The organism is Bacillus sp. 22475, assembly GCF_052044835.1.
Lineage (GTDB): Bacteria > Bacillota > Bacilli > Bacillales > Bacillaceae_G > Bacillus_A > Bacillus_A cereus.
This window is the reverse complement of the sequence record NZ_JBQENW010000002.1, coordinates 417317-431641: the sequence shown is the minus strand read 5'-3', so window position 1 is coordinate 431641 and position 14325 is coordinate 417317. Positions and strand designations below refer to the sequence as shown.

Below are 14325 nucleotides of genomic sequence, written 5' to 3'. Positions count from 1 at the left end.
GTACTTTTGTATAATTGAACAAAAAATCATGGTGAAATGTCAGTAAAATCTTTTCCTTTTCACAATTCACAATCATTGGGTTATAATGATAGAATATAATTTATTCTATTAAATAAAGATAAAGTCAATTTTCAATAAAAGGTGATTCGATGGCAAATGAGCAGGTACTAACAGCTGAACAGGTACTCGAGAAAGCAAGTCAATATTTAGCGGATGAAGATATTGAGCTAGTGGCACGTGCCTATGAATATGCACGTGATGCGCATAGCGAACAATATAGAAAATCGGGTGAACCGTATATTATTCATCCGATTCAAGTTGCAGGTATTTTAGTTGATTTACACATGGATCCAGCTACGGTATCAGCAGGTTTCTTACATGATGTAGTGGAAGATACAGAGATTACGTTAGAAGATATTGAACGGGAATTTAACAAAGAAATTGCTATGCTTGTTGATGGTGTTACAAAGCTTGGGAAGATCAAATATAAATCTCACGAACAACAACAAGCCGAAAACCATCGCAAAATGTTTATTGCAATGGCTCAAGACATTCGAGTTATTTTAATTAAACTAGCTGATCGTCTTCATAACATGCGTACATTGAAACATTTGCCTCAAGAGAAGCAGCGTCGCATTGCGAATGAAACGTTAGAAATCTTTGCACCTTTAGCACATAGACTCGGAATTAGTACTATTAAATGGGAGCTAGAGGATACGTCACTTCGCTATTTAAATCCACAGCAATATTATCGTATTGTAAATTTAATGAAGCGTAAACGTGCAGAGCGTGAAGAATATTTAGACGAAGTAATGACTGGTATTCGTGAGAAATTAAAAGAAGTTGCAATTCAACCTGAGATTTCTGGAAGACCGAAACATATTTACAGTATTTATCGTAAAATGGCACTGCAAAATAAGCAGTTCAATGAAATTTACGATTTATTAGCTGTACGTGTCGTTGTAAATAGTATTAAAGATTGTTATGCGGTGCTTGGAATTATTCATACGTGCTGGAAGCCGATGCCAGGTCGTTTTAAAGATTATATTGCAATGCCAAAAGCAAATCTATATCAATCTCTTCATACGACTGTAATTGGACCGAAAGGTGATCCACTTGAAGTGCAAATTCGTACGAAAGAAATGCACGAAATTGCAGAATTCGGGATCGCGGCACACTGGGCGTACAAAGAAGGAAAAACAGCAGAAACAACAGGTACATTAGAGAAGAAACTCACATGGTTCCGTCAAATATTAGAATGGCAAAATGAAGCTTCTAATGCAGAAGAATTTATGGAGTCATTAAAAATTGATTTATTCTCTGACATGGTATTCGTCTTTACACCGAAAGGCGATGTAATGGAATTACCACTTGGGTCGGTTCCAATTGATTTCGCGTATCGTGTCCATTCGGAAATTGGGAATAAAACAATTGGTGCAAAAGTAAACGGGAAAATGGTGACGCTGGATTATAAATTAAAAACAGGCGACATCATTGAAATTTTAACGTCGAAACATTCATATGGCCCAAGTCAAGATTGGGTAAAACTTGCTCAAACATCTCATGCGAAAAATAAAATTCGTCAATTCTTTAAGAAACAACGTAGAGACGAAAATATTGAAAAAGGCCGTGAACTTGTTGAAAAGGAAGTACGTGGTCTAGAGTATGAGATGAAAGAAGTATTAGCCCCTGATAACTTAAAACGCGTCGCTGAGAAATTTAACTTTGCAAATGAAGAAGATATGTTTGCAGCAGTTGGATATAGCGGAATTACAGCTTCGCAAATTGTTACGCGACTAACGGACAAGTTCCGCAAACAACGCGAAGAAGAAGAAATTGTTGAAGTTAAAGAAGTCCGTAAGCCGATGAAAATTCGAAAATGGGATTCTGGTGTAAAGGTAAGCGGTGCTGATAATTTATTAATCCGTTTATCGAAATGCTGTAACCCAGTTCCGGGCGATGATATCGTTGGGTATATTACGAAAGGCCGAGGTGTATCAATTCACCGCCGTGATTGTGTAAACGTTCATACAGAAGAAGCTGTAGAACGATTATTAGAAGTAGAGTGGGAAGGTAGCCCTGAAAAAGAAATTGAGTATAACGTTGATATTGAAATTTCAGGTTACGATCGCCGTGGTTTATTAAATGAAGTACTGCAAGCTGTTACAGAGACGAAAACGTACATTTCAGCTGTTTCTGGTAGAAGTGACCGTAATAAGATGGCAACAATTAATATGTCAATCTCGATTCGTAACTTACAACACTTGAAAAAAGTAGTAGAACGCATTAAACGCGTTCCAGAAATTTATGCAGTACGACGCATGATGCATTAATAGGGAGTGTAGAAAGATGAGAGTTGTTTTACAACGATCAAAGAAAGCGTCTGTCACAGTAGACGGTGAGATCGTAGGACAAATTCCGTTCGGTTTAACATTACTAGTTGGCATTACGCACGAAGATACAGAAAAAGATGCAACTTACATTGCGGAAAAAATTGCAAACTTACGTATTTTTGAAGATGAGAGCGGAAAGATGAATCATTCTGTACTTGATGTAGAAGGACAAGTTCTATCTATTTCGCAATTCACATTATACGGAGATTGCCGCAAGGGAAGACGTCCAAACTTTATGGATGCTGCGAAACCTGACTATGCAGAGCATTTATACGATTTCTTTAATGAAGAAGTTCGCAAACAAGGATTGCATGTGGAAACAGGGAAGTTCGGAGCAATGATGGACGTTTCTTTAATCAATGATGGTCCGGTGACCTTAATTGTAGAAAGTAAATAGTGTTGATAAAAAAGAGAGGATTATATAATCCTCTCTTTTTAATACATTGTTGTATGTTTTGTTCATTTATCCCGCATTAACGGGCAGTAAGACCCTCCACCTCAAAATTCAGCGGAATCAAAGAAGTTAGGTGAGGATCAACTGCCCGTAAAAGCCCGATTGGTTCAACTAATAATCAGTGGCGGATGAACAAAACCCCCACTGATTAAAGTTTCACTTTATCATAGGATTAATTTAAAGGGGAATAAAAGAAAAAGAAGGTGTAGCATGCTTCAAGAATTTAATATAGCTTTACGTTTTATGTTAGAGTTATGTATTCTTGGGATTGTTGGATACTGGGGATATCGAGTAGGAACAACAACAGCTATAAAAATTACACTTGCTATTATTATTCCAATTGTTGTTGCTGTCATTTGGGGGCTATTTGGAGCTCCACATGCAGAATGGGAAGTACAAGGTATATTACATGTATTATTAGAAATTATCGTATTTGGAGTAGGTGTTGCAGCGTTATATCATTTGAAGCATCATATGCTCGCAAGTGGACTGGCTATTGTTATTGTTGTAAATCGAATACTAATGTTTATTTGGAATCAATAGCAGTTTCGGTTATGTATAACTCTCTCATCAATATGGAACAATAAAAAGTAAAACATCCATATTGAATGTGAGGGATATACGTATGCGTATGAATGAAAAAGGGCATTCTGTTACAAATGGTGCAAATCAACTGTTTAACGTGAATTTTCATGATTTTATTTCAAAAGAGCAAAACAATACTTCAATGGAGCTTGCTTCCGAGTTTGGGATTTCTCTTCAAGATGTAAAGCGTTTAAAGAAGCAGATTGAACGTTCTTAGAGCACTTGACAATCCTACTTAACAAACGTATAGTAATTTTATATTTACATATGAATATAACCGTTGATAGAGAAGAGTAAATGAGACACACATGGAAAGAGAAGGAATGTCTTAGGCTGAAAACATTTCTGCATGATGACTGATTGAATGACACTCTAGAGGTTTCAACTTGAACGGCATATATGCTTAGTAGGGATGAACGCATATTTAAGCGTTATTAAAAAAGTGGAAGCATACGTGCTTCAATTAGGGTGGCACCACGGGTATAATACTCTCGTCCCTACTGTTTAAACAGTAGAGGCGGGAGTTTTTTTATTTTTATTAAGATTAAAACAATTTGAGGAGGAACTGAATATGTCTATTCAAATCCCACGCGGAACGCAAGATATTCTTCCAGGCACTGTTGAGTTATGGCAGTATATCGAAGGGCAAGCACGCGAAATTTGCCGTCGTTACAATTATAAAGAAATTCGTACACCAATTTTTGAACACACTGAGCTATTTTTACGCGGTGTTGGTGATACGACAGATATCGTACAAAAAGAAATGTACTCATTCCAAGATCGTGGAGAGCGCAGCTTAACATTACGTCCAGAAGGTACTGCACCTGTTGTACGTTCTTACGTTGAAAATAAAATGTTTGGTGATGCAACACAACCAACGAAATTATACTATATCGGTCAAATGTTCCGTTATGAAAGACCACAAGCAGGTCGCTATCGTCAATTCGTACAATTCGGTATCGAAGCAATCGGCAGTAATGACCCTGCGATTGATGCAGAAGTAATTGCACTTGCTGTTGAATTTTACCGCGGCATGGGCTTAAAAAATATTAAAGTTGTATTAAACAGTTTAGGTGACGCAGCGAGCCGTCAAGCACACCGTGAAGCATTAATCGCACACTTTGAGCCACGTATCGGCGAATTCTGTTCTGACTGTCAATCTCGCTTAGAAAAGAACCCGCTTCGAATTTTAGACTGTAAGAAGGATCGTAACCATGAATTAATGGGAACAGCACCATCTATTACAGAATACTTAAACGAAGATTCAGCAGTATACTACGACAAAGTTCAAGAACTATTAACGATGATGGATGTTCCATTTGAAAAAGATCCGAACTTAGTGCGTGGTTTAGATTACTACCAACACACTGTTTTTGAAATTATGAGTGAGGCAGAAGGTTTCGGTGCGATCACTACATTAAGCGGTGGTGGCCGTTATAACGGACTTGTACAAGAAATCGGTGGACCAGAAATGCCAGGTATCGGTTTTGCAATGAGTATTGAACGTTTAATTATGGCGCTAAAAGCTGAAAACATTGAATTACCACTTGAACATAGCATTGATTGTTACGTTGTAGCGCTCGGTGAAAAAGCGAAAGACCATGCTGCAAAAGTTGCGTTCGATCTTCGTAAAGCTGGATTGTCAGTTGAAAAAGATTATTTAGATCGCAAAATGAAAGCACAATTTAAATCAGCAGATCGTCTAAAAGCGAAATTTGTAGCTGTATTAGGGGAAGATGAGCTAGATAAAGGCATCATTAACTTAAAAGATATGGCAACAGGTGAACAAGAAGAAGTAGCGTTAGATGTATTTGCTTCATACGTAGCAGAGAAATTAATATAGGGGGAACTTACAGTGGCTGAAAGAACACATGCATGTGGAAAAGTAACAGTAGAAGCTGTTGGACAAACAGTTCAATTAAAAGGTTGGGTACAAAAACGCCGTGACTTAGGTGGATTAATCTTTATCGATTTACGTGACCGTACAGGTATCGTACAAGTTGTATTTAACCCAGAAACATCAAAAGAAGCGTTAGAAGTAGCAGAAACAATTCGTAGCGAATACGTATTACACGTAGAAGGTACAGTTGTTGAACGTGGTGAAGGTGCAATTAATGACAATATGGCAACTGGTCGTATTGAAGTACAAGCAACAAAAGTAAATGTACTAAATGCAGCGAAAACAACGCCAATTATCATTGCTGATGATACAGATGCATCAGAAGATGTGCGTTTAAAATATCGTTATTTAGACTTACGTCGTCCTGTAATGTTCAATACATTCAAAATGCGTCATGACGTAACAAAAACAATTCGTAACTTCTTAGATACAGAAGAATTTTTAGAAGTCGAAACACCAATTTTAACGAAGAGCACACCAGAAGGAGCTCGTGACTATTTAGTACCAAGTCGTGTACATGATGGTGAATTCTATGCATTACCACAGTCACCACAGTTATTTAAACAGCTTCTTATGGTCGGCGGATTTGAGCGTTACTATCAAGTAGCACGTTGTTTCCGTGACGAAGATTTACGTGCAGATCGTCAACCAGAATTCACGCAAATCGATATTGAAGCTTCATTCTTAACACAAGATGAAATTTTAGAAATGATGGAGCGTATGATGACGAAAGTTATGAAGGATGCAAAAGGTGTAGAAGTTAGTGCACCATTCCCTCGTATGAAATATGCTGATGCAATGGCTCGTTACGGTTCTGATAAGCCAGATACACGCTTTGAAATGGAACTAACAGACTTATCTGAGTTTGCAGCAGGTTGTGGCTTTAAAGTGTTTACAAGTGCTGTAGAAAGCGGCGGACAAGTAAAAGCAATTAATGCAAAAGGTGCTGCAAGTAAATACTCTCGTAAAGACATCGATGCATTAACTGAATTCGTGAAAGTATACGGTGCAAAAGGTCTAGCTTGGCTTAAAGTTGAAGAAGACGGCTTAAAAGGACCGATTGCGAAATTCTTCGGTGAAGAAGATACAAACGTGTTAATGAGTACATTAGAAGCTACTGCTGACGACTTATTACTATTCGTAGCAGATAAGAAGAGCGTTGTTGCAGATAGCTTAGGCGCACTTCGTTTACGTCTAGGTAAAGAGCTTGAGTTAATTGATGAAAGTAAATTTAACTTCCTATGGGTAACTGATTGGCCACTTCTTGAGTACGATGAAGATGCAGATCGTTATTTCGCAGCTCATCACCCATTCACAATGCCATTCCGTGAAGACGTTGAACTACTAGAAACAGCACCAGAAAAAGCACGTGCACAAGCATATGACCTTGTATTAAACGGTTATGAGCTTGGTGGTGGATCACTTCGTATTTACGAGCGTGACGTACAAGAAAAAATGTTCAAAGCACTTGGATTCTCACAAGAAGAAGCGCAAGAGCAATTCGGATTCTTATTAGAAGCATTCGAATACGGTACACCACCACACGGCGGAATCGCATTAGGTTTAGATCGTCTTGTTATGTTACTTGCAGGCCGTACGAACCTTCGTGATACAATTGCATTCCCAAAAACAGCAAGCGCAAGCTGCTTATTAACAGAAGCTCCAAGCCCAGTTGCAGAAGCACAGCTTGAAGAGTTAAACTTAAAATTAAGCTTAAAAGAAGAAAAGTAAGAATAGGGTCTAGATGGTTATACTATAACCATCTAGACTTTTTTAATGGATAATTAAAAGAAGAAATAAAATCCCGGTTTACACTATGTTTTCATTATCGAAATATGTATTTTTAGGAATTCTATAACTTTTTCTATACAAATAGTCGGAAAAACGCTAGAATACATGGTAGACCATTTTTGTAATAGGAGTGTAGAGCTGAATGTTACATCAATTTTCACGTAATGAATTAGCCTTCGGTAAAGAAGGACTTGAAATATTAAAAAATAGTACAGTCGGTATTTTAGGAATTGGCGGCGTAGGTTCATTTTCAGCTGAAGCGTTAGCGCGTTCTGGAGTAGGACGTCTCGTATTAGTTGATAAAGACGTTGTAGATATTACAAACGTAAACCGTCAAATTCACGCTTTAGTATCTACTGTAGGACGTTCAAAAGTAGAATTAATGAAAGAGCGTATTGCAGACATTAATCCGGAATGTGAAGTAATTGGACTAGAAATGTTTTATACAGATGAAACATATGAAGAGTTCTTTAAACACGGTTTAGATTTCGTAGTGGATGCATCTGATACGATTACGTTCAAAATCCATTTAATTAAACAATGTTTACGTCGTAAAATTAAAATTATCTCATGTATGGGTGCAGCAAATAAAATGGACCCAACTCGTTTCCGTATTGCGGACATTTCTAAAACACATACAGATCCAATTGCGAAAGTAATTCGTACGAAGCTTCGTAAAGAGGGTATTAAAAAAGGTGTAAAAGTTGTCTTCTCTGACGAAAACCCAATCGTAATTCGTGAAGAAGTACGTAAAGAAATCGTACCAGACGAGAATGCAAAAATTCGTAAAGCGAAATTACCGCCTTCATCAAATGCATTCGTACCATCTGTGGCAGGCTTAATTATGGCAAGTCACGTTGTACGTGAACGTATTAAAAATGTAGAAGTGAAACGTGTAGGGCAAGAATAAAAGAAAAGCATATATCCATTTTGGATATATGCTTTTTTATATGTATTAAAGAAATATGGAAATTTGCATCACTACTAGTTCAAATGTAAGTAAGGTTAGTAAGTAATAATCATATTTATCTGATTTATAGGCGGATGTCTTTTTTAGACTGTTAATGGTGAAAAGAGCTAAAGTCAGGACGAGAAGGTCAAGAGTTATTTTGAAGATTATTAATGAAATAGCAACCATCTCCCTTTAAAGGGAGATGGTTATAATAACACTTTAGTAAAAATTATCTAATATGTTTTAGGAGTTTTCTTGTATGACAGGGAGGAATGTTATTGTCAATCTTTGTCGTTAAATCGATATCCTTTATTGAATCGTTGATATATTGCAAGTTGTGATAGATATATTCGAAAAACCGTTAATATAATTTCATTTACCGATATCTATATATGGTTCACCGAAAACAAACAAGGATGTCACTTAGTTAAAAAAGTGACATCCTTGTTTGTTAATTCTCTGCAGAATAAATAATATCTAAATTCCCGTTTTGATCAGTTTTGAAAATCGGGGCAATTTGCTTTTCTTGCTCTTCGACTGAAACAAGTTTTCGAGCACGATCCATAATTCGAACAAGCATTGCATAATCTTCTTCAATTGCTTGTTGTTTTTTTGTGAGTACCGTTAATTTTGTTTCGAGCTCATTATTCGTCTTTTGCAGAGAAGTGAGCTGAGCTTGTAATACATCATTTTCAGTTTGCAACTTTGCAAGTGAAGGATTGTTATGTTCTAAATTTTGTAAAAATGAGATGACATTTTGCATTGTAAGATCTTGTTTACTTGGCGTAATATCTTCTGAAAAATCGGCGTCAATCACGAGTTGTTTCGTTTTCGTGAACCGATCTTTTTCTATATTAGCTTCAGAACGTTTTAATTCTTTACGTTGTTTTTTTGCAAGCTGCACCGCATCTTCGTAATTCGGTCTTACTTCAGCATTCCATCTAAAACCACAAGCTGCGGAAGTGCGGTTTAAAGCGTCGCCAACTTCATCAAACGCTTTTATTTGTGTACTTCCGCTGCGAATATGTCGCAAAACAGTTTCTGCTAAAAGGAGATCATCTTCTTTTGTCCATGCATCTTGACGTGTTTTCATAAGCGAAGCCTCCATAATGGTGACGTTTTCGTTTATGTTACCCTTTATTTTTCGTTTTATTCGAAGTTTGTAATCTTTCATAAACAGTAGAAAGTGCTTGCTCAAATTTCCCTGTCGTTTTCGGTTTATAATATTGCTTGTTTTTTATTTTATCAGGTAAGTATTGTTGCCTTACCCAGCCATTTGGATGGTCGTGTGGATATAAATATCCAATGCCTCTTCCGAGTGATTCTGCGCCTTTGTAATGACTATCTTTTAAATGGCTTGGAATGTCACCTGTTTGACCGTTGCGTAAATCGTGTAATGCAGCATCAAGTGCTTTATAAGCTGAATTTGATTTTGGTGATAAGCATAGCTCTATAACGGCATTTGCAAGTGGGATGCGTGCTTCTGGGAATCCAACTCGTTCAGCTGATTCAATTGCAGCTAGTGTACGCGGTCCAGCTTGTGGGCTAGCAAGTCCAATATCTTCATAAGCCATAATAAGAAGGCGTCTGCCAATACTTTGTAAATCACCTGCTTCAATAAGACGTGCTAAATAATGGAGCGCTGCATTTACATCACTTCCGCGTACTGATTTTTGAAATGCTGATAATACGTCATAATGAGCATCGCCGCCTTTGTCGTGAACGAAGCTCTTCTTTTGTAAGCATTCTTCTGCAATCTCGAGTGTGATTTCAGCCGCTTGATCGTCTGTAGTAAAGCTAGATAATACAGCAAGTTCAAGTGCGTTATAAGCGGAACGCATATCACCACCAGAGGCATTTGCAAAATGATGTAGTGCTTCATCTGTTACCGTTACAGCATATTCTCCAAGGCCTTTTTCTTTATCTTCTAAAGCTCTTTTTAACCCAATTAAAATATCATCTTCTGTTAGTGCGTGTAATTCGAAAATTTGACACCTGCTTCGAATAGCGGAGTTTATTGCATGGAATGGATTACTTGTCGTTGCACCAATTAAAGTAAGAAGTCCGCTTTCTAAGTGAGGTAATAGAAAGTCTTGCTTTGCTTTATCTAGACGGTGAACTTCATCTAAAATTAAAACGAGGTGTCGATGCATCTTTGCTTCTTGTACAACAACTTCCATATCTTTTTTATTGTGAGTAACAGCGTTTAATAGACGAAACGGGGTACCGGTACTTCCTGCAATTGCACTGGCAATGGATGTTTTTCCTGTACCTGGAGGACCGTATAAAATCATAGATTGAAAATGATTTGCTTGGACCATTCGCCATAAAATCTTTCCTTCACCAACTAAATGCTGTTGCCCAATAATTTCTTGAATATTTGTAGGGCGCATTCGATGTGCGAGTGGTTGTTTCATTTAGACCGTCTCCCTTAATATATAATCTCGTTCTATCGTATCATTTTTTTCTACGGAATTTGAAATAGGATGCTGTTTTATGGGAAAAATGAAGGTGAATATTTTCATTTTTCTTTCAATTGTAATAATTTCCGAGTTTTTCAATGTGATTTTATGTTATCATTTTGATACACAAGTTGAAATTTCTTATAATACTATATTATGCTATAATTTCATAGGATTTTAAATTGTGTTCTTTTTATAAATAAGATATAACCAATAGAAGTGAAAATTTGAAAAGAGGTGCAAAATAGATGAAAATTTCAACAAAAGGCCGCTATGGCTTAACAATTATGATTGATCTTGCGAAAAAGTTTGGTGAAGGTCCAATTTCATTAAAATCAATTGCGCAGGCGCATGACTTATCCGAGCATTACTTAGAGCAATTAATTTCACCACTTCGTAACGCTCGTCTTGTAAAGAGTACGCGCGGGGCATATGGCGGATATGTATTATCTGATCAACCGGCTAACATTACAGCTGGGGATGTAATCCGTGTATTAGAGGGACCGATTAGTGTTGTAGAAATGATAGAAGAAGAAGAGCCAGCACAGCGCCAGTTATGGATGCGTGTTCGTGATGCCGTGCAAGAAGTGTTAGATAGTACAACGTTAGAAGATTTAGTACGTTATGAGGAAGAAAATCACGGGGGCTATATGTTTTACATTTAATTCCTTGTGAAACGATTTGGAAAGAAGGAGATTTAATGGAACGCATTTACTTAGATCATGCTGCGACATCTCCGACTCACCCAGAAGTGGTCGAAAAGATGATTCCATATATGACAGAAATATTCGGGAACCCGTCTAGTATTCACTTTTATGGACGTCAAACTCGTCACACAGTAGATGAGGCGAGACGAGTGTGTGCACGCAGCATTCATGCGAATCCGAATGAAATTATATTTACGAGCGGTGGTACAGAAGCTGACAATTTAGCGCTTATAGGTGTAGCACGTGCGAACCGTCATAAAGGTAACCACATAATAACGACGCAAATTGAACATCATGCGATTTTGCATACGTGCGAATTGTTAGAGCGTGAAGGGTTTGAAGTGACATATTTACCTGTCGATGAAACAGGACGCATTCAAGTTTCTGACATACAAAAGGCATTAACAGAAGAGACGATTCTTGTATCTGTTATGTTTGGGAATAATGAAGTAGGGACAATGCAACCAATTGTGGAAATAGGAAAGCTGCTAAAAGAGCATCAAGCTTATTTCCATACAGATGCGGTACAAGCTTACGGTTTAGTAGAAATTAATGTGAAAGAGTTTGGTATTGATTTATTATCAATTTCAGCTCATAAAATTAATGGGCCAAAAGGTGTAGGGTTCTTATTCGCTGGTGCAAATGTGAAATTTGAGCCGTTATTAATAGGCGGAGAGCAAGAAAGAAAACGCCGTGCTGGTACGGAAAATGTGCCTAGTATTGCTGGGCTTCAGCATGCAATTCTTATAGCTGAAAAAACTCGTGAGCAAAAAAATGCCCAATATGAAGAGTTTAAAGATATAATGGTATCTGTCTTCAAAAATGAAGGCATTACTTTCGAGGTAAACGGAAACTTAGAACATCGCTTACCGCATGTACTTAATGTAAGTTTTACAGGAATGAACATTGAACCGTTTCTTGTGAACTTAGACCTAGCTGGCATTGCAGTATCAAGTGGTTCTGCTTGTACAGCTGGTTCGATTGATCCATCACATGTATTAGTAGCGATGTTTGGAAAAGACTCCGATCAAATACGTTCATCCGTACGCTTTAGTTTTGGACTTGGAAATACGAAAGAGCAAATTGAAAAAGCGGCGTACGAAACAGTGAAAATCGTGAAGCGATTAACACAAAATTAGCATGGGAGGTGACATGATGAACAAACTACCTCACGAAACACGCGTTGTCATCGGAATGTCCGGTGGCGTCGATTCATCTGTAGCAGCACTTTTATTAAAAGAGCAAGGTTATGATGTAATCGGAATTTTTATGAAAAACTGGGATGATACAGATGAGAATGGTGTCTGCACAGCAACAGAAGATTACAATGATGTAATTGAAGTGTGTAATCAAATTGGTATTCCGTATTATGCAGTAAACTTTGAAAAACAATACTGGGATAAAGTATTTACGTACTTCTTAGATGAGTACCGAGCTGGTCGTACACCAAACCCAGATGTAATGTGTAATAAAGAAATTAAATTTAAAGCATTTTTAGAGCATGCAATTGCGCTTGGTGCCGATTATGTAGCAACAGGTCATTATGCACGCGTTGCTTATATGGACGGCGAATATAAAATGCTTCGCGGCGTTGATGACAATAAAGATCAAACATACTTCTTAAATCAATTAAGCCAAGAGCAATTATCAAAAACAATGTTCCCGTTAGGTGAACTGAAGAAACCACAAATTCGTGAAATGGCGAAAGAAGCTGGCTTAGCGACAGCGGCGAAAAAAGATAGTACAGGTATTTGCTTCATTGGTGAGCGTAACTTTAAAGATTTCTTAAGTAACTACTTACCAGCACAACCAGGTGTAATGCAAACATTATCTGGTGAAGTGAAAGGGAAGCATGACGGTTTAATGTATTATACAATTGGACAACGTCATGGTCTTGGAATTGGTGGTAATGGTGATCCATGGTTTGCTGTTGGAAAAAATCTAAAAGAAAACATTTTATATGTTGATCAAGGATTCCATAACGAACTTCTATATGGTGATGAAGTTATTGCTACGAATGTAGGATGGGTAAGTAACAAAGAAAAAGAAACAGAATTTAAGTGCACGGCGAAATTCCGTTATCGTCAAGAAGACAATAAAGTAACGGTTCAAATCGTTGATGAAAATACAGTTCGTATTCTTTGTGATGAGCCAATTCGTGCAATTACACCAGGACAAGCAGTCGTTTTCTATGATGGAGATGAGTGCTTAGGCGGTGCTACAATTGATGAAGTATACCGTAGTGGTAAGAAATTGGATTATTTAGGATAAATGAGAAGCCTCTGCCGATTAGCGGTTAGAGGTTTCTTTTACATAAAGCGAATTTTCGTTCGCTTGGAAAATACATTCTTTGTTATAATTTGTTGTAGAGGTGAAGGACATGTCAAACAAACTTGAAACAGGTATTCAATATATGCAAGAAGGAAATTGGGAAGAAGCAGCTAAAAATTTTACAGAAGCAATTGAAGAAAATCCGAAAGATGCGCTTGGATACATTAATTTTGCAAATTTATTAGACGTATTAGGTGATAGTGAGCGAGCGATTTTATTTTATAAACGTGCATTAGAGTTAGATGATAAATCTGCAGCTGCTTATTATGGCTTAGGAAACGTATATTATGGCCAAGAGCAATTTACTGAGGCGAAAGTTGTATTCGAACAAGCAATGCAAGCTGGATTACAATCAGCTGATGTAACATTTATGTTAGGTATTACACATGTACAGCTTGGAAATGATCGTCTTGCACTACCATTCTTACAAAGAGCAACAGAATTAGATGAAAACGATGTAGAAGCTGTATTCCAGTGCGGACTTTGCTTTGCGCGACTAGAACATATTCAAGAGGCGAAACCTTATTTTGAAAAGGTATTAGAAATGGATGAAGAGCATGCAGATGCGTATTACAATTTAGGTGTTACTTACGTATTTGAAGAAAATAACGAGAAAGCTCTCGCTTTATTTAAGAAAGCAACTGAAATTCAGTCAGATCACTTTTTAGCTGGTAATGGCGTTCGTTTATTAGAGCAAGAAGCTGAATAAGATAAAAATATAGTTTAATGGGTAGTTATCCCTCATCTAAA

At 37.3% G+C, this 14325-nt stretch carries 13 protein-coding genes and 1 other annotated feature; of the genes, 11 read left to right on the top strand and 2 right to left on the bottom strand.

Translation table 11 applies throughout. The features are described 5' to 3' along the window. The first annotated feature begins 149 nt into the window (after window positions 1-149). From relA to ACTJJY_RS05610, 7 genes are all read left to right on the top strand, one after another. Window positions 150-2333: a GTP diphosphokinase gene (relA, locus tag ACTJJY_RS05640; protein WP_001262795.1), complete on the top strand. Its 2184-nt coding sequence runs from the start codon at window positions 150-152 to the stop codon at window positions 2331-2333. A 16-nt stretch (window positions 2334-2349) separates the two neighbouring features. Then, window positions 2350-2790, top strand: coding sequence for a D-tyrosyl-tRNA(Tyr) deacylase (locus tag ACTJJY_RS05635; protein ID WP_097859405.1), 441 nt, complete (start codon window positions 2350-2352; stop codon window positions 2788-2790). A 267-nt stretch (window positions 2791-3057) separates the two neighbouring features. Further along, window positions 3058-3390: a YrdB family protein gene (locus ACTJJY_RS05630; protein WP_078993639.1), complete on the top strand. Its 333-nt coding sequence runs from the start codon at window positions 3058-3060 to the stop codon at window positions 3388-3390. An 82-nt stretch (window positions 3391-3472) separates the two neighbouring features. Then, entirely contained in the window at window positions 3473-3649 is a 177-nt protein-coding gene (locus tag ACTJJY_RS05625; RefSeq protein WP_001242605.1) for a hypothetical protein, read from the top strand. Between the two features lie 54 nt (window positions 3650-3703). Further along, window positions 3704-3934: a binding site (T-box leader), on the top strand. Between the two features lie 69 nt (window positions 3935-4003). After that, the gene (hisS, locus tag ACTJJY_RS05620) at window positions 4004-5275 is read left to right on the top strand and encodes a histidine--tRNA ligase (RefSeq protein WP_440605154.1); all 1272 of its coding nucleotides are present in this window, start codon (window positions 4004-4006) and stop codon (window positions 5273-5275) included. A gap of 12 nt (window positions 5276-5287) precedes the next feature. Next, complete coding sequence (aspS, locus tag ACTJJY_RS05615) at window positions 5288-7063, top strand: aspartate--tRNA ligase (protein WP_440605153.1); 1776 nt, start codon at window positions 5288-5290, stop codon at window positions 7061-7063. A 202-nt stretch (window positions 7064-7265) separates the two neighbouring features. Beyond that, the gene (locus ACTJJY_RS05610) at window positions 7266-8033 is read left to right on the top strand and encodes a tRNA threonylcarbamoyladenosine dehydratase (protein ID WP_000903182.1); all 768 of its coding nucleotides are present in this window, start codon (window positions 7266-7268) and stop codon (window positions 8031-8033) included. A gap of 493 nt (window positions 8034-8526) precedes the next feature. Here ACTJJY_RS05610 and ACTJJY_RS05605 read toward each other — a convergent pair whose 3' ends face one another. Together ACTJJY_RS05605 and ACTJJY_RS05600 are read right to left on the bottom strand one after the other, a co-directional pair. Further along, window positions 8527-9168, bottom strand: coding sequence for an RsfA family transcriptional regulator (locus ACTJJY_RS05605; protein ID WP_440605152.1), 642 nt, complete (start codon window positions 9166-9168; stop codon window positions 8527-8529). A 37-nt stretch (window positions 9169-9205) separates the two neighbouring features. Then, complete coding sequence (locus ACTJJY_RS05600) at window positions 9206-10492, bottom strand: replication-associated recombination protein A (RefSeq protein ID WP_000812919.1); 1287 nt, start codon at window positions 10490-10492, stop codon at window positions 9206-9208. Window positions 10493-10785: 293 nt separating this feature from the next. Between ACTJJY_RS05600 and cymR the strand changes: the two genes are divergently transcribed. The 4 genes from cymR to ACTJJY_RS05580 all read left to right on the top strand — a co-directional run bounded on the left by cymR (window position 10786) and on the right by ACTJJY_RS05580 (window position 14284). Beyond that, window positions 10786-11202 (top strand): cysteine metabolism transcriptional regulator CymR, encoded by a 417-nt coding sequence (gene cymR / locus ACTJJY_RS05595; protein WP_000704116.1) that lies wholly within the window; start codon window positions 10786-10788, stop codon window positions 11200-11202. Window positions 11203-11237: 35 nt separating this feature from the next. Continuing rightward, window positions 11238-12383 carry a cysteine desulfurase family protein gene (locus tag ACTJJY_RS05590; protein ID WP_098360846.1) on the top strand — a complete coding sequence of 382 codons (1146 nt, stop codon included), beginning with the start codon at window positions 11238-11240 and terminating at the stop codon, window positions 12381-12383. 16 nt (window positions 12384-12399) lie between these two features. Next, entirely contained in the window at window positions 12400-13515 is a 1116-nt protein-coding gene (gene mnmA / locus ACTJJY_RS05585) for a tRNA 2-thiouridine(34) synthase MnmA (protein ID WP_001038010.1), read from the top strand. Between the two features lie 109 nt (window positions 13516-13624). Next, window positions 13625-14284, top strand: a complete 660-nt coding sequence (locus ACTJJY_RS05580) for a tetratricopeptide repeat protein (protein WP_440605151.1) — start codon at window positions 13625-13627, stop codon at window positions 14282-14284. The last annotated feature ends 41 nt before the right edge of the window (window positions 14285-14325 follow it).